General features: G+C 72.1%; 18 protein-coding genes. 9 read left to right on the plus strand and 9 right to left on the minus strand.

Annotation, left to right across the window (positions count from 1 at the left end; all coding sequences use genetic code 11):
• Window positions 1-16 precede the first annotated feature (16 nt).
• The gene (locus EW117_RS05230; protein ID WP_129784427.1) at window positions 17-1,462 is read left to right on the plus strand and encodes an MDR family MFS transporter; all 1,446 of its coding nucleotides are present in this window, start codon (window positions 17-19) and stop codon (window positions 1,460-1,462) included.
• Window positions 1,459-2,139 carry an FAD-dependent oxidoreductase gene (locus EW117_RS05235; RefSeq protein ID WP_242504097.1) on the plus strand — a complete coding sequence of 227 codons (681 nt, stop codon included), beginning with the start codon at window positions 1,459-1,461 and terminating at the stop codon, window positions 2,137-2,139. Before EW117_RS05230 ends, EW117_RS05235 begins: the two co-directional genes overlap by 4 nt.
• A gap of 3 nt (window positions 2,140-2,142) precedes the next feature.
• On the opposite strand, the gene dnaG is transcribed toward EW117_RS05235, so the two are convergent.
• Window positions 2,143-4,101: a DNA primase gene (gene dnaG / locus EW117_RS05240; protein ID WP_129784429.1), complete on the minus strand. Its 1,959-nt coding sequence runs from the start codon at window positions 4,099-4,101 to the stop codon at window positions 2,143-2,145.
• 69 nt (window positions 4,102-4,170) lie between these two features.
• Window positions 4,171-5,043: a helix-turn-helix domain-containing protein gene (locus EW117_RS05245; RefSeq protein WP_165362492.1), complete on the minus strand. Its 873-nt coding sequence runs from the start codon at window positions 5,041-5,043 to the stop codon at window positions 4,171-4,173.
• 43 nt (window positions 5,044-5,086) lie between these two features.
• Here EW117_RS05245 and EW117_RS05250 point away from each other — a divergent pair, with 43 nt between their 5' ends.
• The 3 genes from EW117_RS05250 to EW117_RS05260 all read left to right on the plus strand — a co-directional run bounded on the left by EW117_RS05250 (window position 5,087) and on the right by EW117_RS05260 (window position 7,189).
• Window positions 5,087-5,539, plus strand: a complete 453-nt coding sequence (locus EW117_RS05250) for a VOC family protein (RefSeq protein ID WP_165362494.1) — start codon at window positions 5,087-5,089, stop codon at window positions 5,537-5,539.
• Between the two features lie 94 nt (window positions 5,540-5,633).
• The gene (locus tag EW117_RS05255) at window positions 5,634-5,807 is read left to right on the plus strand and encodes a DUF4236 domain-containing protein (protein WP_129784435.1); all 174 of its coding nucleotides are present in this window, start codon (window positions 5,634-5,636) and stop codon (window positions 5,805-5,807) included.
• A 95-nt stretch (window positions 5,808-5,902) separates the two neighbouring features.
• Window positions 5,903-7,189, plus strand: a complete 1,287-nt coding sequence (locus EW117_RS05260; RefSeq protein ID WP_129784437.1) for a deoxyguanosinetriphosphate triphosphohydrolase — start codon at window positions 5,903-5,905, stop codon at window positions 7,187-7,189.
• On the opposite strand, the gene EW117_RS05265 is transcribed toward EW117_RS05260, so the two are convergent.
• The 3 genes from EW117_RS05265 to EW117_RS05275 are packed head-to-tail and all read right to left on the minus strand — an operon-like array spanning window position 7,179 to window position 10,905.
• Window positions 7,179-8,114, minus strand: a complete 936-nt coding sequence (locus EW117_RS05265) for a sugar ABC transporter permease (RefSeq protein WP_242504098.1) — start codon at window positions 8,112-8,114, stop codon at window positions 7,179-7,181. The genes EW117_RS05260 and EW117_RS05265 overlap by 11 nt on opposite strands.
• Complete coding sequence (locus EW117_RS05270; RefSeq protein ID WP_129784439.1) at window positions 8,114-9,682, minus strand: ABC transporter permease subunit; 1,569 nt, start codon at window positions 9,680-9,682, stop codon at window positions 8,114-8,116. Before EW117_RS05270 ends, EW117_RS05265 begins: the two co-directional genes overlap by 1 nt.
• The gene (locus EW117_RS05275; protein ID WP_129784441.1) at window positions 9,682-10,905 is read right to left on the minus strand and encodes a sugar ABC transporter substrate-binding protein; all 1,224 of its coding nucleotides are present in this window, start codon (window positions 10,903-10,905) and stop codon (window positions 9,682-9,684) included. Before EW117_RS05275 ends, EW117_RS05270 begins: the two co-directional genes overlap by 1 nt.
• A gap of 182 nt (window positions 10,906-11,087) precedes the next feature.
• Here EW117_RS05275 and EW117_RS05280 point away from each other — a divergent pair, with 182 nt between their 5' ends.
• Both EW117_RS05280 and EW117_RS05285 read left to right on the plus strand, forming a co-directional pair.
• A complete protein-coding gene (locus EW117_RS05280; protein WP_129784443.1) occupies window positions 11,088-12,137 on the plus strand; it encodes a LacI family DNA-binding transcriptional regulator in 1,050 nt (349 codons plus the stop codon).
• A gap of 174 nt (window positions 12,138-12,311) precedes the next feature.
• Window positions 12,312-14,072: a glycoside hydrolase family 13 protein gene (locus EW117_RS05285; RefSeq protein ID WP_129784445.1), complete on the plus strand. Its 1,761-nt coding sequence runs from the start codon at window positions 12,312-12,314 to the stop codon at window positions 14,070-14,072.
• 78 nt (window positions 14,073-14,150) lie between these two features.
• On the opposite strand, the gene EW117_RS05290 is transcribed toward EW117_RS05285, so the two are convergent.
• Both EW117_RS05290 and EW117_RS05295 read right to left on the minus strand, forming a co-directional pair.
• Window positions 14,151-15,413, minus strand: a complete 1,263-nt coding sequence (locus EW117_RS05290; protein ID WP_129784447.1) for an arginine deiminase — start codon at window positions 15,411-15,413, stop codon at window positions 14,151-14,153.
• Window positions 15,414-15,427: 14 nt separating this feature from the next.
• On the minus strand, window positions 15,428-16,864 hold the full coding sequence (locus tag EW117_RS05295; RefSeq protein WP_129784449.1) for a basic amino acid/polyamine antiporter: 1,437 nt from the start codon (window positions 16,862-16,864) through the stop codon (window positions 15,428-15,430).
• 154 nt (window positions 16,865-17,018) lie between these two features.
• Here EW117_RS05295 and EW117_RS05300 point away from each other — a divergent pair, with 154 nt between their 5' ends.
• Window positions 17,019-18,485 (plus strand): alanine/glycine:cation symporter family protein, encoded by a 1,467-nt coding sequence (locus EW117_RS05300; protein ID WP_129784451.1) that lies wholly within the window; start codon window positions 17,019-17,021, stop codon window positions 18,483-18,485.
• Here EW117_RS05300 and EW117_RS05305 read toward each other — a convergent pair.
• Window positions 18,482-18,925 (minus strand): GntR family transcriptional regulator, encoded by a 444-nt coding sequence (locus EW117_RS05305; RefSeq protein ID WP_129784453.1) that lies wholly within the window; start codon window positions 18,923-18,925, stop codon window positions 18,482-18,484. The two genes, EW117_RS05300 and EW117_RS05305, sit on opposite strands and share 4 nt — an antisense overlap.
• Entirely contained in the window at window positions 18,922-19,809 is an 888-nt protein-coding gene (locus tag EW117_RS29300; RefSeq protein WP_165362496.1) for a bacteriorhodopsin, read from the minus strand. The genes EW117_RS05305 and EW117_RS29300 overlap by 4 nt, the downstream gene beginning before the upstream one ends.
• A gap of 116 nt (window positions 19,810-19,925) precedes the next feature.
• Here EW117_RS29300 and dusB point away from each other — a divergent pair, with 116 nt between their 5' ends.
• The gene (dusB, locus tag EW117_RS05315) at window positions 19,926-21,152 is read left to right on the plus strand and encodes a tRNA dihydrouridine synthase DusB (RefSeq protein ID WP_422890269.1); all 1,227 of its coding nucleotides are present in this window, start codon (window positions 19,926-19,928) and stop codon (window positions 21,150-21,152) included.
• Window positions 21,153-21,166 lie beyond the last annotated feature (14 nt).

The following is a 21,166-nucleotide window of genomic DNA, read 5'->3' on the forward strand; positions in this document are numbered from 1 at the left end:
CCCGGGAGCCCCAGACATGACCGCACCATCCACCAGCACCACGGACACGCGGCTCGGGCTGCGCGGCGACCGGGGCCCGATCCTCGGCGCATTGATGCTCTCCACCTCGCTCGTCGCGCTGGACGTCACGATCCTCGCGACCGCCTCGACCACCGTCGCGCGCGAGCTCGGGGCGTTCGAGCAGGTCCCGTGGCTGTTCTCGGCGTACACGCTGGCGCAGGCCGTGACCGTCCCCCTGTACGGCCGCCTGGCGGACGTGTTCGGGCGCAAGCGCGTGATGATGCTCGGGATCGGGTTGTTCCTGCTCGGCTCGGTGCTGTGCGCCGTCGCCTGGAGCATGCCCGCGCTCATCTGGTTCCGCGTGCTGCAGGGCCTGGGCGCCGGCGCGATCCTGCCGATGTCCATGACCATCGCCAGCGACATCTACAGCCTCGCCGAGCGCGCCAAGATCCAGGGCTACCTCGCGAGCGTGTGGGCCGCGTCGTCGGTTCTCGGCCCCACCCTCGGCGGCGTGTTCAGCCAGTTCGTCAGCTGGCGCTGGATCTTCTGGGTCAACGTGCCGATCGCCGCCGTCGCGGCCGTCGTCCTCTGGCGCCGGTTCCAGGAGAAGGCGCGCGAGGGTGAGCGCGAGCCGATCGACTACCTCGGCGCCGTCCTGCTGACGGGCGGGAGCACGGCCCTGGTGCTGGGCCTGCTCGAGGGCGGGCACGCGTGGGGCTGGGCGTCGGTGGAGTCGGTGGGGATCTTCGTCGCCGCGGCGGTGCTGCTCGCGGGGTTCGTCGTGTCCGCCCGCAGGAGCGCGCACCCGATCTTCGACCTGGGCCTGCTGCGGCGCCGGGTGGTCGGGGCGTCGACGGCGGCCGGGCTGGCGGTCGGCGTCATCACGCTCGGCCTGTCCACGTACGTGCCCATCTACGCGCAGGGCGTGCTCGGCGTCGGGCCGCTCGTGGCGGGCTTCGCGCTGGCCGCGCTCCTGGTCGGCTGGCCGCTGGCGGCCACGCTGTCCGGCCGGGTCTACCTGGCGATCGGGTTCCGCTGGACCGCCGTCATCGGCGCGGTGATCGTCCTGCTCGGCGCCCTGCTCACGCTCGGCCTCGGCACCGGCTCCCAGGTCTGGCACATCTCCGCCGCTGTCTTCGTGATCGGGCTGGGTATGGGCCTCGTGGCCGTGCCGACGCTGCTGGCCGCACAGCACAGCGTGGGCTGGAACGAGCGCGGCGCGGTGACGGCCACCAACATGTTCTCCCGGTCGATCGGGCAGGCGGTGGGCGTCGCCGCGCTCGGCGCCGTCGTCAACGCCGTGACCACGGTCGGGGCGGACGGGACGCCCGAAGGCCCGGGCCTGGCCACCGCCATGCACCTCGTGTTCTGGTGCGTGGTCGGCACCGCGGTGCTGATGATCGGCACCGTGCTCCTGCTCCCGCGCGACAACCCGAAGGACGCTCAGCCGGCGACGTCGTGATCGGCGGCGGCCCGGCCGGGCTGCAGGCCGCGCTCACGCTCGGCCGCATGCACCGCCGCACGCTGCTGCTCGACTCGGGCGAGTACCGCAACGCGCCCGCCGAGCACATGCACAACTTCGTGACGCACGACGGCACCCCGCCGGCCGAGTTCCGCGCGGCGGCCCGCGCCGAGCTCGCCGCCTACACGACGGTGACCGTCCGGGGGACGGCGGCGTCCGCCGTCGGGCGGGACGGCGACGAGTTCCGGGTCGAGCTCGGCCCCGATGCGCGGGCCGACGGCGGCGAGCTCGACCCGGCCATCCGTGCCCAGCTCGACGACGCCGGGGTCGCGGTCCGACTCCAAGCCGTCAAGGAGCTGATGCCGAGCGCCGCAGGGGCCACCGTGTCGTTCGCCGATGGTCCCGACGAGGAGGTGGGCGGCGTGTTCGTCGCCGCCGAGCTCGGCCAGCGCGCCCCGTTCGCGGAGCAGCTCGGGCTGGGCCTCCTGCCGTCGGGCGCCGTCGAGGTCGACGCGACGGGGCGTACGAGCGTGCCGGGGGTGTTCGCCGCGGGCGACATGGCGCACACGTCGGCGACGCCGATGCCGCTCGCGTCGGTGCTCACGGCGGCGGCGTCAGGCCTGGTCGCCGCAGCCTCGCTGGACGGCCACCTGCTGGCCGCCGACCACCCCTCCTGACGGTCAGGCGCTGGCGCTCTCGCGGAGGGTGCGGCGTTCGGCCTCGATCCTCAGGAGCTCCTCGAACGCCGCCTGGTAGGTCTCGGTGTCCGCCGGGTCGAGGCGCTGCAGGCGGCTGCGCGCGTCGGCGACCCGCCGCATCAGCCCCATGTCGAGCACACGGTGCACGACCCCCTCGACGAACGCGGGGACGGCCGCCTCCCGGTCCTCGGGGAGCGATGCCACCGACAGCTGCGTGACGATGCCCGCCACCGTCTCCGAGGCCTGCTCCAGCACTGCGCCGACCCATTGCGCCGCGGACACGTCACGCCCGGCCGCCGCTCCCCCGGCCGCCCGGATCGCCGTGTGCACGGCCCGCCAGGCGGGTACGGAGAACGCGTCCTCGCCCAGCGTGTCGAACGACGCGGGCACGTGCTGCGGGTACTGCAGCACGGCCACGAGCGCGAGCCGCTCGTCGCGGGCCACCGGGTCGCGCGGATCGGGGGCGGGCAGCTGGGGAACGCCGCCCGTCGTCGGTCGCTCGCTCGAGCCCGACGGCCGACCGTCCCCGTCCTGCCCACCGCGCGCGCCCTGCGTCGGGGGTGCCTCGCGGAGCGACGGCGTGCTCGCCGCACGCGACACCTCCCGCGCGACGGCGCGCTCGTCAGTGCCGATCCAGCCCGCCAGCAGACGCGCGTACTCGGGACGCAGCGCAGTGTCCCGGATACCCGCGATGATCGGTGCGGCGGCGCGCAGGGCGCCGACCCGGCCCTCCGCCGTGTTCAGGTCGAACTCGTCGAGCTTGCTGCGCACCACGAACTGGAACAGCGGGACCCGGCCGTCCACCAGTGCCCGCACGGCCTCCGGGCCGTTCGCCATGCGCAGGTCGCACGGGTCCATCCCGCTGGGCTCGACCGCGACGAACGTCTGGGCGAAGAACCGCTGGTCCTCGCCGTACGCGCGCACCGCCGCCTGCTGACCGGCCGCGTCGCCGTCGAACGTGAAGATGATCTCGCCGCCGAGCGACGCACCGGACTTGAGCTGGAGGCCGCCGCCCGCCGTCGTGTCGCCGAGCAGGCGCCGCACCACCTTGGCGTGGTCGGCACCGAAGGCCGTACCGCACGTGGCCACCGCCGTCGTCACGCCGGACAGGTGCGCGGCCATGACGTCCGTGTACCCCTCGACCACCACCACACGCTTGCCCTTGGCGATCTCCCGTTTGGCGAGGTCGATGCCGTACAGCACGTGCGACTTCTTGTAGAGGCTGGTCTCGGGGGTGTTGAGGTACTTGGGCCCCTGGTCGTCCTCGAACAGGCGGCGCGCGCCGAAGCCGATCACGGCACCCGTCACGTCACGGATGGGCCACATGACCCGGCCGCGGAACCGGTCGTAGATACCGCGCTGGCCCTGCGACATCAGCCCGCTCGCGACCAGCTCCGCCTGCGTGAAGCCGCGGCCCTGCAGGTGGCGCTGCAGCGCGTCCCAGCCCTTGGGGGCGAACCCCACGCCGAACCGCTCGGCGTCGGCCCGGTCGAAGCTGCGCTCGGCGAGGAACGCGCGCGCCGCGGCGGCGTCGGGGCCCATGAGCTGCTCGGCGTAGAACTCCGCGGCGACCCGGTTGGCCTCCAGCAGGCGCTGGCGCTTGCCCGGCTCCTCGCGCGGACGGGCCGAACCGCCCTCCTCGTAGCGCAGCTGCACGCCGGTCTTGCCCGCCAGGTACTCGATGGCCTCGGTGAAGCTCAGCCCGTCCATCTTCATGACGAACTCGATGACGTCGCCGCCCTCGCCGCACCCGAAGCAGTGGTACCGCCCGACGCTGGGCCGCACGTTGAAGCTGGGGCTGCGCTCGTCGTGGAAGGGGCACAGGCCCACCAACGCGCCCACCCCGGCGGGCTTGAGGGTCACGTGCGCCGAGACGATCTCGTCGATCCGCGCGCGCTCGCGGACGAGGTCCACATCCTCACGTCTGATCAGCCCGGCCACGCCCTGAAGTCTATGCTCGCGCGCCGGGGCGGCGGTGCCGCCGTCCACACCCCCGACGGCGTCGCGGGCTCAGGCGCCCCGAGCGGCGGCGCAGCTCCGGGCGTACTCCCCCGGGGCCACGCCGACCGCGCGCACGAAGTCCCCGGTGAAGTGCGCCTGGTCGTAGTAGCCGACGGCGGCCGCGAGCCCCGCCAGGTCCAGGGCCGGGTCGCGGCCCAGCAGCTCGGCGGCGAGGTGCACCCGGTGCCGCTGCAGCACCCACTTCGGGCTCACCCCCACCCAGTCGGCGAACAGGCGCTGCAGCGAGCGCGGCGTGGTGCCGAGCCCGGCCGCGAGCGCCGCGACGGTCGTGCCGGGGACGGCGTCGGCGATCATCGCGAAGGCCTCGGCCAGGGCGGCGAGCGCCGCGGTCGACCGGGACGTCAGGGCGCGCTCGGCGGCGGCCCGGAGCAGCGGGGTGATGGTCCGGACGGCGGCGTCCGGGCGGCCGTCCCGCGCCTGGGCGATGGCCTCGGCGGCGGCGGGCGCCGCCGTCGGGCCCAAGATCATGGCCGGGCCGACGGCGCCGCGCTCGCCCGGGTGCGTGAGCCCGAGCAGGGCCCGGTAGCCGCCGGGGCGCAGCTTGGTGCCGACGACGCCGCCGGTCCCGGCGAGCGTGCGCTCGAAGAGCCCGGCGGGCATGGCGTAGGTGAGGAAGCCTGTCTCCTCCGCGACGACGTGGCCCACGGGGTGCGGCATCACTGTCTGCGTGAACGTGACGCCGGGCGGCAGGTCCCAGGTGATCACCCAGTGCCAGTCCACGAGGTCACTCAGGTCCTCGGCCGGCTCGACGCGCGCCAGCGCGAACCGGTCGCGCGCCCGCGCGGGGTTCACGATGCCAAGAGTGGGGCCGGTCTCGAGCGCCTGCGTGACGGCGGGGCCGCCGTCGAACACCTGTCGCATTCTTCCAAGACTGGCACAACCGGGCGGCGGAAGCATCGGTCACATGAAGAACTCAGCCCTGCACCCCAACATCTCCGTGAGCGACGCCCGCGCGGCCATCGACTTCTACGAGGCCGCGCTCGGCGCCGAGACCCTCGACGTGATCACGGCCGGCGACGCCGTGATCCACTCCGACCTGATCCTCCGGTCCGCGGCCGGGGAGTCCACGTTCACCGTCGCCGCCGCGTTCCCGCCGGACTCCGTGGCGCCCGAACCGGGCGCGCCCACGCACGCGAGCTTCACGATCCCGGTCGAGGACGCCGATGCCGCCTACGCCCGGGCGGTCGGCGCCGGGGCGACGAGCCTGGCCGAGCCGGCCGACTGGTTCGAGGGTTTCCGGCAGGCGGCCGTGCGCTGCCCGTTCGGACACCGCTGGTACTTCGTCACGGTGGCCGAGTCGGTCACGGCCGACGACGTGCAGCGGGCGAGCGACGCCTGGGTGGCCGCCCGCGACTGACCCCGGCCCGCCTCGATTCCCGGGCGGTGTTCGGTTTGCCGGGCTAGCGCAGTTCGGTACGCTTTGCCCCGACCCGAGGAGGAAAGTCAGGATCATGGGAATCCGGTATCGCAAGCGGCTGTCGCTCGGCCCGCTCAAGTTCAACATCACGCAGCGTGGCTTGTCGTCCATGAGCTTCAAGATCGGTCCCTGGACCTGGAACTCGAAGACCAAGAAGCACTCCTTGAACCTCCCCGGTGGCCTGAGCTGGTACAGCAACAACAAGTAGCACCTGCGGCGGAGGCGGTGCCCAGCGCCCGCCTCCGCTGATGGCCACACCCTCGGGATTCCGGGGATGTCAGCCACGGTGACTAGAGTGGCCACGTGGAGCAACCCCCTGGGAAGAGCATCCCGCCGTCGTACAGCGCGCACGACGTCGAACGCTGGGTGGCCGAACCGCCCAAGTCGCAGGCCCGGACCCCCTTCGAACGTGACCGCGGCCGCGTGGTGCACTCCTCCGCGCTGCGCCGGCTCGGCGCCAAGACGCAGGTGCTCGGCGCGGGCCACGACGACTTCGTGCGTACACGCCTGACCCACTCCCTCGAGGTCGCCCAGGTCGGCCGTGGCATGGGCCGCTCGCTGGGCTGCGACCCCGACGTCGTCGACACCGCCTGCCTGACGCACGACCTCGGGCACCCGCCCTTCGGGCACAACGGCGAGACCGCACTCGCCGAGATCGCGGAACCGATCGGCGGCTTCGAGGGGAACGCCCAGACCCTGCGCCTGCTGACCCGGCTCGAGCCCAAGGTGCTCGCCGACGACGGCACGCCCGCCGGCCTCAACCTGACCCGCGCGAGCCTCGACGCGAGCGTCAAGTATCCGTGGGCCTACGGCGCCGGCCCGGCTCGCCCCGACGGCACGGCGAGCCGCAAGTTCGGCGTCTACGAGGACGACCTGCCCGTCTTCACCTGGCTCCGTAAGGACGCGCCGGACGGCGTCAAGTGCCTCGAGGCCCAGGTCATGGACCTCGCCGACGACATCAGCTATTCGGTGCACGACGTCGAGGACGGCGTCGTGGCCGGCCGGATCGACCTCGACCTCATGGCCGATGCCGACGAACGGCAGCGCGTGGCCGAGTACGTGCGGGACTGGTACGGCGAGTGGTACACCGTCGACGCCATCGACGCCGCGCTCGGGCGGCTGCAGGACTACCTGCGCGGCGAGGGGCACCTGGTACGGGCCTTCGACGGGTCCCGCCGGGCGCTGGCCTCGCTCAAGGACATGACGAGCCAGCTCATCGGCCGGTTCATCGGAGCCGCGATCGAGGGCACGCGCGCGGTGTACGGGCAGGGCCCCCTGACGCGCTACGCCGCGCGGCTGGTCGTGCCGTCGGACACGGAGCACGAGATCCTCGCGCTCAAGGGAATCGCCGTCGCCTACGTCATGGCCCCGCGCGGCCAGGAGCCCCGGTACCTGCGGGAACGGGAGATCCTGACCGACCTCGTGCGCGTGCTGGCCGACCGCGCGCCCGACAACCTGGAGACGCCGTTCGCGGCGGACTGGCGGGCCGCGCCGGACGACTCGGCCCGCCTCCGCATCGTGGTCGACCAGGTGGCGTCGATGACGGACCTGTCGGCCCTGGCGCTGCACCACCGGCTGGTCAGCCCTTGACCGACCCCGCCGTCAGGCCGCCCACTATGTACTTCTGCAAGAACAGGAACAGCGCGAGCACCGGCACCGCCGAGACGACGGCGCCCGCCGCGAACAGGCCCCAGTTGGCCTCCTGCAGCGACGAGACCCAGCCGTAGAGGCCGACGGCGAGCGTCCAGTTCTCCTCCGACTGCAGCAGCACGCGCGCGATGATGAACTCGCCGAACGTACTGATGAAGCTGAGCAGTCCCACCACCGCGAGGATCGGCGCGGTCAGGCGCAGCACGATCGTCCAGTAGATCTGCGCGTGCGAGGCGCCGTCGATCTTCGCGGCCTCGTCGATCTCGCGCGGCACCGTGTTGAAGAACCCGTACATGAGAAACGTGTTCACCCCGAGCGCCCCGCCCAGGTACACGCAGATCAGCGCCAGCTTGGAGTCCAGGCCGAGCACGGGCACCACGTTCCCGAGCGAGATGAGCAGCAGGAAGATCGCCACGAACGCGAGCATCTGCGGGAACATCTGGATGATGAGCAGGGCCGTGAGCCCCACCCGGCGTCCGCTGAACCGGAACCGGGAGAAGGCGTACGCCGCGGCGGCGCCCATGAGCACCGTCCCGACGCCGGTGGCGACCGCCACCACGAGCGTGTTGGCCATCCAGGTCCAGAACCGCGTGCCGCCGAGGGCCACGTAGTTCGCCCCGGACACCGACGCGAACAGGTCGTTGGAGCCGGTCAGCGTGCCGCCGTCGGCCAGGGAGGCCGAGACGACGTAGACCAGCGGGAAGCCCGCGTAGGCCACGGCGAGCACGCCGACCAGGTGGCGCCAGCCCAGGTCGGAGAACCAGCGGGCCGCCGTCGGACGGCGGGACGGCGCGGGGCGGCGCGGCGGGTCCGCCGGGCGGGCGAGGGATGGCGGGCGGGACATCGGGGCGGACGTCGTGCTCATCAGGCGATCTCCTCGAGCGAGCGGGTGCGCCGGAACGCGAGGGCGGAGATGGTCGCGACCACCACGAAGATGACTATCGACAGCGCACTGGCCAGGCCGTAGTCCTTGGCGGCGGTCCCGTCGAGCCCGGAGACCGAGTAGACCATCGAGATCAGGATGTCGGTGTGCCCCAGCGGCACCGAGGCGTCGTCGAACCGTGGCCCGCCACCCGTGAGCATGTAGATCAGCGTGAAGTTGTTGAAGTTGAAGGCGAACGACGAGATGAGCAGCGGCGCCGTGGCGACCAGGAGCAGCGGCAGGGTGATGGACCGCCAGGTGCGCCACCGTCCCGCGCCGTCGATCCTCGCGGCCTCCAGCACGTCCCCCGGCAGGGACTGCAGCGCGCCCGTGCAGATCAGGAACATGTACGGGAAGCCGAGCCACAGGTTGACGCCGAGCACCGCCAGCTTGGCGAGCACCGGGTCGGTGAGCCACGGGATCTGCGCCCCGCCGAGCAGCACCTCGTTGACGAAACCGTAGGACCGGTTCAGCAGGCCCGACCACAGCAGGGCCGCGAGGAACCCCGGGATCGCGTACGGCAGGATCACCAGCGTCCGGTAGATCCGGCGGCCGCGCAGCCGCGCGTCGTTGAACGCGATGGCCAGGAACAGGCCGAGCAGGAACGTGGACGCCACGGAGACCACCGCGAAGGCGAACGTCCAGAGCAGGATCTTGCCGAACGGGCCCGCGTACCGGTCGTCACCGAACGCCGTGACGAAGTTGTCCAGCCCGACCAGCACCCGCCAGCCCACCGGCAGGGTCGAGCCGTCGGCGGCCTCGAACTGGCCGTCGTCATTGGGCGTGTAGGTCACGCCGGTCGCGGTGTCCGTCATCGTGTCCGACGGCGCGTCGTAGGTCAGCGTGGACGTGAAGACGTACCCGGTCCGGGCGTCCTGGGTGCGGATCGAGCCGTCGGTCGGGTCGTCGGAGACGGGCACGCGCAGGTCGGTGACCTCCTGCTGACTCTCCAGGACCTCGGCGTAGGTCAGCACCGTGTACCCGGGCAGGGCGGTAACCCGGCCGTCCTCCACGGTGGCGTCCGGTGCGGGCTCCAGCGGCTGATCGGCCGTGCCCACCTGCATCGCGCCGTCCGGTGATCCGAGCGCGAAGCCGAGCTCGTCGCCGTCCGCCACCACGGTGAGGGGCGACGACGGCGAGCCCTCCACCCGGCGCTCGTTCTGCACCAGGAGGGCCTCGATCGCCTGCTCCTTGGTGGAGTTGTGCCCGTCGCCGTAGTTGGTGAACGCGACGTAGCCGGTGTAGGCCACGACGTACACCTGGTAGACGAGGAGGAAGGCGAGCCCCGGCAGGATGTACTTCAGCGGCAGCGCGCGCTTGGAGAAGTAGGCCCAGTTCGCCACGAGCAGCAGTGCCACCATCGCCGCCAGGATGCCCCACGACCCGGCGCCCCACGCGGCCAGGACGGCGTAAACGCCGAGGGCGTCGACCAGCGCGATCAGGGCGAGCTTCACGAGAAACCCGGGGCTCCAGCCGGTCCGGCCGGAGCCCAGGGTCGCGGGCAGCGACATCAGCCGATCTCGCCCTGGATGTCGGAGACCATCTTGTCCCAGGCCTTGGCCGGGTCGGACTTGCCGGAGACGATCGCGGCCTCCGTGACGCCCCAGTACGCCCACACGGCGCCCATCTCGGGCAGCGACGGCATCGGGACGGCGTCGGCGCCGACCGCACGGAAGCCCGCGGTGATCGGGTCCTCGGAGGCGGTGTCGGCGGCCGCGATGAGGGCCGGCGGGCGGTCACCCGCCTCGTAGAGCGCGAGCTGCGCCTCAGGGGTGGCCATGTGGTTGACCAGGAAGTCGTTGGCGAGCAGCGCGTTCTCGCTCTGCGCGCTCACGTAGAAGCCGGCCACGCCCACGAACGGCTGGGCGGGCTCGCCGCCGGCGCTCGGGATGGGGTCGATCGCCAGGTCGAGGTCGCCGAACTGCTCCAGCATCCACGGCCCGCCCACGATGTACGGCGACTCGCCCTTGGCGAAGGCCGCCACCGCGATGTCGTAGGTGACGTCGGTGCTCAGCGTCCCGGCCTCGCCCTGGTCCGCCAGCCACTGCGCGAACTTCGTGCCGCCGTCGCCGCCGAGCGCGAGCTCGGGCGCGTAGGAGCCGTCAGCGTTCTGCTCGAACACCGGGGCGCCGAACGACATCTGCAGGGGGTAGTAGGTGTAGGGGTCACCTTCGGTGGAGGTCTGGATCAGCAGCGGGTACTTGGTCCCGGCGTCCTTGCCGGCCGCTATGGCGTCGTCCCAGGTGGCGGGCGCCTCGGGGGCGATCTCGGTGTTGCGGATCAGCGCGATGTTCTCGACGGCGTAGGGCAGGCCGTAGACCTGGCCGTCCTGCGTGAAGGCCGAGACGGAGACCGGCTCGAACGCTGCGGCCGTGTCGCCGAGCTCGATCGGGGCGACGACGCCGTTGGACGTGAGCTCGCCGAGCCAGTCGTGCGCGCCGACCGTGATGTCCGGGCCCTTGCCCGTGGGCACCTGGGCCAGGAAGTCGGGGCGGATGTCCTCGAAGTTCTTCAGAACCACCTCCACCTCCGCGCCGGTCGACTCCTCGAAGCCGGCCGCGGCGTCCTCGACAGCGGCCTGGCGGGTCTCGTCGACCCAGACGGTGAGGGTCGCCCCCGCGCCGTTGGGCGCCGCGGACGACTCCGCGCCCGCTGGTTCCTCCGCGCCGCCCGAGCAGGCGGCCAGCGCCAGCGTCGAGGTCAGCGCAGCGGCGGTCAGGATGCTCCGTCGCATCGTCACTCCCGGTGGTTCGCGGCCCGACGTCGGGCCTGGTTGATGACCCGAACCGTAGGGCCTGGCTGAGCGATCTTGCAAGTTCTTGCGATAAAGTTTCAGCATCGCTTGCAGCCGGTCATGGACGACGGCGGCGACCGCGGGTGCCGACACCCGCCAATCACTGGGGACGAGGACGTGAGATGTCACCTAGGCTGCCAGGCGTGCGCACCCGACTGACCGACCTCGCCGAGCAGGCTGGGGTCTCCACCGCGACCGTGTCGCGCGTGCTCAACGGCAAGCCCGGCGTGGCCGGCGAGACCCGCCAGGCGGTGCTGGCCGCCCTGGACGTGCTGGGCTACGAGCGCCCGTCCGCGCTGCGCGCCCGCCCCGCGGGGCTCATCGGCCTGGTGGTCCCCGAGCTGTCCAACCCGGTGTTTCCCGCGTTTGCGCAAGCCATCGAGTCACAGCTCGCCTCGCGCGGCTACACCCCGCTGCTGTGCACGCAGTCGCCGGGCGGCACCACCGAGGACGAGTACGTCGAGACCCTGATCGACCACGCGGTGGACGGAATCGTCTTCGTGTCCGGCAAGCACGCCGACACGCGGGCGTCCACCGAGCGTTACCAGCGGCTGCGCGGCCGGGGGCTGCCGATCGTGCTGATCAACGGGTACGCCGCAGGCATCGACGCCCCGTTCGTCTCGCCCGACGACGCCGCCAGCGTCGAGCTCTCCGTCCGGCACCTGGTGGCGCTGGGCCACCGCCGCATCGGCATGGCGATCGGCCCCGACCGGTTCGTGCCGGCGAAGCGCAAGATCGAGGCGTTCGCGGCCCAGCTCGTGCGGCACGGCCTCGCGGCCGACGAGACGGAGGCCCGCGAGCACGTGGCCCTCACCCTCTACACGCTGGAGGGCGGCCAGGCGTCGGCCGGCGAGCTGTTCGACTCCGGGCACACCGCCGTCGTCTGCGGATCCGACCTGATGGCGCTCGGCGCGATCCGCGCCGCACACTCCCGCGGCCTGTCCGTGCCGGACGACGTGAGCGTCGTGGGGTACGACGACTCCCCCCTGGTCGCGTTCACCGACCCGCCGCTGACGACCGTGCGCCAGCCCGTCGCCGACATGGCGCACGCGGCGGTCAGCGCGCTGCTCACCGAGATCCACGGCGAGCGGGCACCTCGCTCGGAGCTCCTCTTCACCCCGGAACTGGTGGTCCGAGGCTCGACGGGCGCCGCCCCGACCCGCCACCCCTGACCCCACCGTCCCTTGTTGTGGGCGCGATCGTTGCGCCTAAAACAAACAGGTAGTCGCAAAGATCACGCCCACAGCCAACCACTTTGTCGGGGCGCATGACATTTCGGGGTCGGATCCTCCCGTACGCTTTCTGCAAGTTTCAGCAGATACCCCCGAATTCCGAGGATCCGACACGTGACACGTACTGCCCTCACCACCGACGACCTCACCGCCGGAGCACCCGTCCACGTCCCCGCCGCCAGCGGTGAGTGGTGGCGCGACGCGGTGATCTACCAGGTCTACCCGCGCTCGTTCGCGGACGGTGACGGCGACGGGATCGGCGACCTGCCGGGCGTGACCGCCAAGCTCGACCACCTCGCGCAGCTCGGGGTCGACGCCGTCTGGCTCAGCCCGTTCTACCGCTCCCCCCAGAAGGACGCCGGGTACGACGTCGCCGACTACCGCGACATCGACCCGCTGTTCGGCACCCTCGCGGACTTCGACGAGATGCTGGCCGGCGCCCACGAGCGCGGCCTCAAGATCATCGTGGACCTCGTGCCCAACCACTCCTCCGACCAGCACGTCTGGTTCCAGGAGGCGCTGGCCGCGGCCCGCGGCTCGGCGGCCCGCGACCGGTACCTGTTCCGCGACGGGCGCGGTCCGGCGGGCGACGAGCCGCCGAACAACTGGCAGTCCATCTTCGGCGGCCCGGCCTGGACCCGGCTGGCGCCGCGGCACGACGACGGCCCCGCGGGCCCGCAGTGGTACCTGCACCTGTTCGACTCCTCGCAGCCGGACCTGAACTGGGAGAACCCCGAGGTCCACGCGGAGTTCGAGGACGTGCTGCGGTTCTGGCTGGACAAGGGCGTGGACGGTTTCCGCGTCGACGTCGCGCACGGCATGGTCAAGGCCGCGGGGCTGCCCGACTGGGACGGCCACGTGGCCATGGTCGAGGGCACCGTCGAGGAGGCGCCGTCGGACCCGGGCGCGCCGGAGGACGGCTCCACCGGCGCCGGCAACCGCGGCCCCATGTTCGACCAGGAGGGCGTGCACGAGATCTACCGCTCGTGGCACCGGGTCCTGGAGGAGAACCCCGGTGAGCGCTGCCTCGTGGCCGAGGCCTGGGTGGAGCCGCTGAGCCGACTGGCCCGTTACGTGCGCCCCGACGAGATGCACCAGGCGTTCAACTTCTCGTTCCTCACCGCGCCGTGGGACGCCGCGCAGCTGCGCACCGTCGTCGACGTGTCGCTCAACACGATGGACGCCGTCGGCGCGCCGACCACCTGGGTGCTGTCCAACCACGACGTCGTGCGGCACGCCTCGCGGTTCGGCCTCGCCGAGATCGGGGGCAAGCAGCTCAACGGCATCGCCGCGACCGACCCGCAGCCCGACGCCGAGCTCGGCCTGCGCCGGGCCCGCGCGGCGACGCTGCTGATGCTCGGCCTGCCGGGTTCCGCGTACATGTACCAGGGCGAGGAGCTCGGCCTGCCCGACCACACCGCCCTGCCCGCCGAGGTGCGCCAGGACCCGTCCTTCTTCCGGACCGACGGCGCCGAGCCCGGCCGGGACGGCTGTCGCGTGCCGCTGCCCTGGGTCGGCGGCGCGCCGGGCAACGGGTTCGGCCCCTCGGACAAGACCTGGCTGCCGCAGCCCGGCGTCTACGCCGACCTCGCCGCCGACCGGCAGTACGGCGTCGCGGGCTCGACCTACGAGATGTACCGGACGGCGCTCGAGCTGCGCCGGGCCGAGAAGATCGGCACGGCTGGGCTGGCCTGGGTCGACGCGCTTGCCGGCTCCCCCGACGTCGTCGCCTTCCACGTGGCCGGCGTCGTCGTGCTCTCCAACCTGGGCGCCACGCCCGTCGTGCTGCCCGCCGAGACGGACGTCCTCCTTGCCTCGGGCGACCTCGTGGACGGCGCCGTGCCCGCGGACACCACGGTCTGGCTCCGCGCCTGACTCCAACCCTTGGTTGTGAGCGGGACCGTTGCGCCTAACAGTCCGTTTCGAGCGCAACGATCACGCCCACAACCAAGGTCAGGCGGCCGGGTCGCGGGTTATCGGGCAGGTCATGCAGTGGCCGCCGCCCCGGCCGCGGCCCAGCTCGGCGCCCTCGATCTCGATGACCTCGATCCCGGCCTTGCGAAGCAGGTCGTTGGTGGTGGTGTTCCGGTCGTACGTGAACACCACCCCCGGCTCGACCGCAACCGCGTTGTTGCCGCTGTCCCACTGCTGGCGCTCCGACTCGTACACGTCGCCGCCCGTCTCGATGACCTGCAGCGCGCCGAGCCCGGTCTCGCGCGCGACGACGTCCAGGAACGTCGTGCTGCCCTCGTCGGTGACCGCAACCTCGCCGTGATCGCCCGGCCGCAGCACGAAGGGGTGGATGGCGCCCACGATGCGCGGGTAGACGGTCACCGTGTCGACGTCGGCGAAGGTCATGACGGTGTCCAGGTGCATGGCCGCGCGCAGCTTGGGCATGCCGGCGACGACGACCCGCTCGGCCGCGCCGCCGTCGAACAGCGCCGCCGCGAGCTGAGTGATCGCCTGCCGCGACGTGCGTTCGCTCATGCCCACCAGCACCGTGCCGTTGCCCACCGGCATGACGTCGCCACCTTCGAGTGTGGCCCGCTGGTGGTCGGTCTCCGGGTCGCCCCACCAGACCGTCGACCCGATGAAGTCGGGGTGGAACTCGTAGACGGCCTTCATCAGCAGGGTCTCGTCGTGCCGCGCCGGCCAGTACAGGGGGTTGAGGGTGACCCCGCCGTAGAGCCAGCACGTGGTGTCGCGGGTGAAGAGGGTGTTGGGCACCGGGGCCATGAGGTACTCGCGGGAGTCGGCGGTGTACTCGGCCAGCGACCGGTACGCCGCCGGAAGGTCGGGCACGTCCTGGGTGGCCAGCCCGCCGATCAGGTACTCGGCGAGCTGCTCGGGGACCAGGCTCTCGAGGAACTCGCGGGTCGCGTCGATCAGCCCAGTCCCGACGACGCCGGGGACGATCTTGCGGTCCAGCAGCCAGTCCCGCGCCCCGGGCACCGCCACCGTCTCGGCGAGCACGTCGTGCAGCTCGACGACGTCGACGTCGCGCGACCGCAGGTCGTTGACGAACCCCGCGTGATGCTCGATCGCCCGGTCCACCCAGAGCACGTCGTCGAAGAGCAGGTCGTCCGAGGTGGTGGGCGTGAGCCTGCGGTGCGCGAGCCCCGGCCGGCAGACGAGCACCTTGCGCAGGCGCCCCACCTCGGAGTGCACCCCGTAGGCCGCCGAGGGTCGTGGCGTGTCGCCGCTCTGGATCGTCATGGTGTGCCCTTTCGTCAGATGGAGATCACGCCCGTGGCCAGGGCGACGACGCCGATCACCGCGCCGATCACCGACACGCCGAAGATCACCAGCTCGCCCCTGCTGAACACCTGCCGGCCCTGCTCCCGGCGGGTCATCGCGAAGAGGATCGTCGCCGGGGCGTAGATGACGAACGACAGCAGCACGAACGTCAGACCGGCCGCGAACAGCAGGAATGCCGTGTAGAGCACGGCAAGGCTCGCGATCACCAGCTCGCCCGTGGTGCGGTTGCCCTCGGCCGGGCCGCCGCGCCCCAGCGCAAGCTTGAGCGCATAGCCCGCGGCCAGCAGGAACGGGATGAGCGAGAGCGCGCTGGTCAGGTCCAGCGCGAAAGTGAACGCGTCCTCGGACAGCAGGGTGACGAACAGGACCACCTGGATCAGGACCGTCGTCAGCAGGAGCGCGGCCCGTGGCACGTCGTTCGCGTCCGAGGCCGCGAGGAACCTCGGCATGTCCCGGTCCCTGGCCGCGACGAACAGCACCTCGGACGCCATGAGGGTCCAGGCCAGGTAGGCACCCAGCACGGAGACGATCAGCCCGACGCTCACGAACGCGGCGCCCCAGCCGCCCACCGCCGCCTCGAGCACGCCCGCCATCGACGGCTGGCGCAGCTCGGCAAGCTCCTCCATCGGGAGGATCCCGTAGGACACGATCGTGACCGAGGCGAAGATCGCCAGCACCATCAGGAAGCCGAGCACGGTGGCCCGGCCGACGTCCTCCCGGCGACGCGCGTGCCGCGAGTAGACGCTGGCGCCCTCGACCCCGAGGAACACGAAGACCGTGGCGAGCATGGTGCCGCGCACCTGGTCGAACAGCGGGCCGGTGATCCCATAGCCCTGGAAGTTGTCGATGAGCACCTGCGGGTCCAGCAGGAAGACCGTGATGAGCACGAACGCGATGATCGGCAGCACCTTCGCGACAGTGACCACGCGGTTGATCGCCGCCGCCTCCTTCACGCCCCGGCGCACCAGCAGGTAGAACCCCCACACGCAGGCGGAGGACGCGACGAACGCGACGAGAGTGTCGCCCTCCCCGAGCACGGGCAGGATCGCACCCACCGTCGACATGATGAGGATCCAGTAGGTGACGTTGCCGACGCAGGCGCTCGCCCAGTACCCGAACGCCGAGAAGAACCCCAGGTACTCGCCGAACCCCGCCTTCGCGTAGGCGTAGACGCCGGAGTCGAGGTCCGGCTTGCGCATCGCGAGCCGCTGGAACACGAAGGCGAGCATGAGCATGCCGGTGCCCGCCACCAGCCAGGAGATGAGCGCGCCCAGCACTCCGGTCTCGCCGGCAAACCGGCTCGGGAGCGAGAAAACCCCCGCACCGACCATCGAGCCCACCACCATCGCGGTGAGCGTGACGACGCTGATCTTGGCCGTGGTGTGCGTCGTGCTGCTCTCAGCCTGCATCGCGAGACCCCCATAGCGGTCGAACGCTCCGGTGACCCGGCTGACGTGTCCGGTGGCCTCGCGCCCCCCTCGATGCTCCGGCAGACAATTACAAACATGCGAAAAGAGGATCGGCAAAAGATGCGCCGGGCGGCTCCGCCGCGATGCTGGACTGATGGAGATGCTCGACGCCTGGATCCTCGACGCCGGTGACGTTCTCTGGACCAGGGCCGTCCTCCCCGTGGTTGCGGTGCTGGGCCTGTGGTTCACCATCCGGAGCAGAGCGGTCCAGGTCCGGCTGATCCCGGACATGTTCCGCACCCTGGCCGACAAGACGCCCAAGGACGCCGACGGCGAGCCGCAGTCGCTGTCGGCGTTCCAGGCGTTCACCGTCTCCGCGGCGTCGCGCGTGGGCGTCGGCAACATCGCCGGCGTCGGCACGGCGATCGCCCTCGGCGGGCCCGGGGCCGTGTTCTGGATGTGGCTCATGGGGTTGGTCGGCGGCGCGTCGTCGTTCGTCGAGTCCACGCTGGGGCAGCTCTTCAAGGTGCGCGACGCCGACGGGTTCCGCGGCGGCCCCGCCTACTACATGCAGCACGGACTCAGGGCACGGTGGATGGGCATCGTGTTCGCCGTGATCCTCATCGTCTGCTTCCCGTTCGCGTTCTCGTCGCTGCAGGCCAACACGATCGCCGCGACGCTCGACGCCGCCGTCGGCCAGGGCTCCGGCGACGACGGCGGCCTCGTGCCCTGGATCGTCGCGGTGGTGCTGGCGGTGCTGGCCGGCCTCGTCGTCTTCGGCGGGATGCGGCGCATCGCGCACGTGACCCAGGCAGTGGTGCCGACGATGGCGCTGCTCTACCTCGCGATCGGCGTGGTGATCGTGGCCCTGAACATCGAGCGAGTACCCGAGGTGACCGCCATGATCCTCACCGAGGCCTTCGGCGCGCGGGAAATCTTCGGGGGTGCGATCGGCACGATCATCCTGCAGGGCGTCAAGCGCGGCATGTTCTCCAACGAGGCCGGACTGGGCTCAGCGCCCAACGCCGGAGCGAGCGCGGCGGTGACGCACCCCGTGAAGCAGGGCCTGGTGCAGACCCTCGGCGTCTACTTCGACACCTTCCTCGTGTGCTCGATCACCGCCTTCATCATCCTGGTCTCCACCCCGGACCTCACCGGAGCGGAAGCCGGGATCGGCCTCACGCAGACGGCGCTCGCTACCAACCTCGGCGCCTGGTCGAACTGGCTGCTCGCGGTGATCATCTTCCTGCTCGCCTTCAGCTCGATCCTCGGGAACTACTTCTACGGCGAGTCCAACGTCGAGTTCATCACCAGCTCGCCCCTCGTCCTGACCGGCTACCGCGCGCTGGTCGTCGCGGCCGTCTTCGCGGGCTCCGTGCTGGACTCGGCCCTGATCTGGCACACCGCCGACGGCATCATGGGCCTGATGGCCCTGGTGAACCTCGTGGCGATCGCGCTGCTGTCCGGCATCGCGTTCCGGCTGCTGCGCGACTACTCGCGCCAGCGGCGCGCCGGCCACGACCCGGTCTTCACGCGGGACCTGCTGCCCGACGTCGGCGGCGTCCAGTGCTGGCAGGACGCGCGGTCGGTCACCGGGGAGGTGCCGGCCGTCCGCCTCTAGCGCCGTTCCGGCAGCAGCGCTCCGCGGATCAGGGCCAGGACCGCCTCGTCGCTCAGGCCCTGGGAGCGGGCCCTGGCCACGAGTGCGCGGGCTTCGTCGACCAGGCCGCGCGTGTCCGACGTCGCCGTGCGGGCCGGGTCTCCCGGCTCGCCACCCGCCGGGGAATCGCCAGGCTCGGTACCACCCGGCGGCGACGCCGGCGGCTCCGCTACCACCGTGCCCACGCGCCGCCGGCTCGTGACGACGCCCCCCGCCTCCAGCTCCCGGTACGCCCGCTGCACCGTGCCGACGGCGATCCCGAGGTCGCGGGCGAGGTCTCGCGACGCGGGCAGCCGATCCCCGGGACGCAGGCCGCCCACCGCGACAAGAGCCGAGACCTGGGCGCGGATCTGTTCGTAGACCGGGACCGGGGAGGTCAGGTCGACCCGCAGCGCGGTCACGCCACGGGTCCCGGCGTGGCGGTTCGCGGCACGGCGTCCGCGGCACCGGCACGCCGGGACGGCAGCGCCGTGGCCGCGATCATCACGGACCCGACGAAGGCCACCACGGCCAGGAGCAGGCAGAGGACGCCGCCGCCCAGCCAGCCGACCCTGAGCAACGCACCGGCCGCGAAGGCCAGGTACGCCGCGGCCCCCAGCCCGACCCACAACTGCGCGCCGGCGAGCTCCCGGGCCGCGGACGTGCGCCGGATCGCGTCGTCCTGCTCCGGGGGGAGCAGCCCGATCGGCGGACGCCGGGTCACGGCGCGCAGCGCCACGAGCGTCGCGCCGACCGCGAGCGCGAGGACGAGGAGCACGGGCACGCCGACCGCCCAGCCGGGGTACGGCCCGGCGCTGTGGGTCTCGCGACCCGCATCGAGCACCCGCTCGACGCTGCGACCGTCGTCGGCGGCGGTGAGCCCGAACACCACGAGCACGACGAAGAATCCCGCGACGGTGCTCGCGAAAAGCGTCAGCCGCCATCCGCCCTGGTCCCGCAGGCTCCGCCGGACCAGCGGCGCGCTGCGGACCTCGCCCGTGGGGCGCGGCCAGCGCGCCTCGCCCAGCGCCCGCGCCAGGCTGAACGTCAGGGCGGCGGTGAACGGCGCAACGCCGAGCAGCACGCCGGGCTCGCCCCAGGTCGCCGCCGCGACCCAGAGGGCGAGCACCATCACGATGCTCGTCGTGGCCGCTACGGCCGAGATCCGCGTCTCGTGCCGGCGAGCGGCCACCACCGTCGCGTCGAGGTCGTGCGGCGGACCACCGCGCCGGGCGACCAGCAGCACGACGAGGGCAACTATCAGGACCGGCAGTCCCAGGGCGATCACGATGACCAGCGCGTGCACGATGCCTCCGTTATTGGATCAATGCGTTGACTCATTAGATCACAGTGCGGCATCGGCGAGCAACGCGGACGTGAACGTCACCACATGTCATCACCAGCCGCGGCACAGATGGGAGAATGGGGCCCGTGACCTCCGCCCTCGACACCGCTCCCCGCCTGGACCCGCAAGCACCCGCTCCCCTGCTCGCACCCCTGCAGATCGGGCCCATCGCCGTGCGTACGCCGGTGGTGCTCGCGCCGATGGCGGGGGTGACCAACCGCGCGTTCCGCACGCTGTGCCGCGAGGCGGGGCGGTCGACGGGGTTCGACCCGGGCCTGTACGTCGCCGAGATGGTCACGAGCCGCGCGCTCGTGGAGCGCAACGTCGAGGCGCTGCGCATCGTGACGTTCGGCGAGGACGAGACGCCGCGCTCCGCGCAGGTGTACGGCGTGGACCCGGCCACCGTGGGCGCCGCCGTCAAGATCATCGCGGGCGAGGACCGCGCCGACCACGTCGACCTCAATTTCGGCTGCCCCGTACCCAAGGTGACGCGGAAGGGCGGCGGCGCCGCGCTCCCGTGGAAGAAGCAGCTGTTCACCGACATCGTGCGCGCGGCGGTCGACGCCGCGGCGCCGCACGGTGTGCCCGTCACCGTCAAGATGCGCAAGGGCATCGACGACGACCACCTGACCTACCTGGAGGCCGGCCGGATCGCGGAGTCGCTCGGCGCGGCCGCCGTCGCGCTGCACGCCCGCACGGCCGCGCAGCACTACTCCGGGCAGGCCGAGTGGGAGGCCATCGCGCGCCTCAAGGAGGCCGTGCGCACGGTCCCCGTGCTCGGCAACGGCGACATCTGGTCCGCGGAGGACGCCGTGCGCATGGTCGAGCAGACGGGGGCCGACGGTGTCGTCGTCGGCCGGGGCTGCCAGGGCCGCCCCTGGCTGTTCGCCGACCTCGCCGCCGCGTTCAACGGCTCCGACCTGCGGGTCCGGCCGGGCCTGCGCGAGGTCACCGACACGATCTACCGGCACGGCAAGCTGATGATCGAATACTTCGACGGCGACGAGGGCAAGGGCATGCGCGACCTGCGCAAGCACATGGCCTGGTACCTGAAGGGCTACGCGGTGGGCGGTGAGAAGCGACAGGCGCTCGCGCTGGTCAGCACCCTGGCGGAGCTGCGCGAGCGGCTCGACGCCCTGGACCTGGACGCTCCCTACCCCGGGGACGACGCCGAGGGCCCGCGCGGCCGCGCCGGTTCCCCCAAGACCCCGCACCTGCCGTACGGCTGGCTCGACTCGCGGGACCTGTCGGAGGAGTTCGAGGCCAAGCTCCGCGAGGCCGAGCTGAGCGTCAGCGGCGGCTGACCTTCCTTGTCGTG

This window comes from Promicromonospora panici, assembly GCF_900608595.1.
Taxonomy (GTDB): domain Bacteria; phylum Actinomycetota; class Actinomycetes; order Actinomycetales; family Cellulomonadaceae; genus Promicromonospora; species Promicromonospora panici.

Excerpts from the sequence above, each read along its gene's own strand:
- EW117_RS05230 (WP_129784427.1), top strand. The coding sequence starts at position 17 with ATGACCGCACCATCCACCAGCACCACGGACACGCGGCTCGGGCTGCGC.
- EW117_RS05245 (WP_165362492.1), bottom strand. The coding sequence starts at position 5,043 with ATGCGACAGGTGTTCGACGGCGGCCCCGCCGTCACGCAGGCGCTCGAG.
- EW117_RS05250 (WP_165362494.1), top strand. The coding sequence starts at position 5,087 with ATGAAGAACTCAGCCCTGCACCCCAACATCTCCGTGAGCGACGCCCGC.
- EW117_RS05255 (WP_129784435.1), top strand. The coding sequence starts at position 5,634 with ATGGGAATCCGGTATCGCAAGCGGCTGTCGCTCGGCCCGCTCAAGTTC.
- EW117_RS05265 (WP_242504098.1), bottom strand. The coding sequence starts at position 8,114 with ATGAGCACGACGTCCGCCCCGATGTCCCGCCCGCCATCCCTCGCCCGC.
- EW117_RS05270 (WP_129784439.1), bottom strand. The coding sequence starts at position 9,682 with ATGTCGCTGCCCGCGACCCTGGGCTCCGGCCGGACCGGCTGGAGCCCC.
- EW117_RS05275 (WP_129784441.1), bottom strand. The coding sequence starts at position 10,905 with ATGCGACGGAGCATCCTGACCGCCGCTGCGCTGACCTCGACGCTGGCG.
- EW117_RS05280 (WP_129784443.1), top strand. The coding sequence starts at position 11,088 with ATGTCACCTAGGCTGCCAGGCGTGCGCACCCGACTGACCGACCTCGCC.
- EW117_RS05290 (WP_129784447.1), bottom strand. The coding sequence starts at position 15,413 with ATGACGATCCAGAGCGGCGACACGCCACGACCCTCGGCGGCCTACGGG.
- EW117_RS05295 (WP_129784449.1), bottom strand. The coding sequence starts at position 16,864 with ATGCAGGCTGAGAGCAGCACGACGCACACCACGGCCAAGATCAGCGTC.
- EW117_RS05300 (WP_129784451.1), top strand. The coding sequence starts at position 17,019 with ATGGAGATGCTCGACGCCTGGATCCTCGACGCCGGTGACGTTCTCTGG.
- dusB (WP_422890269.1), top strand. The coding sequence starts at position 19,926 with ATGGGGCCCGTGACCTCCGCCCTCGACACCGCTCCCCGCCTGGACCCG.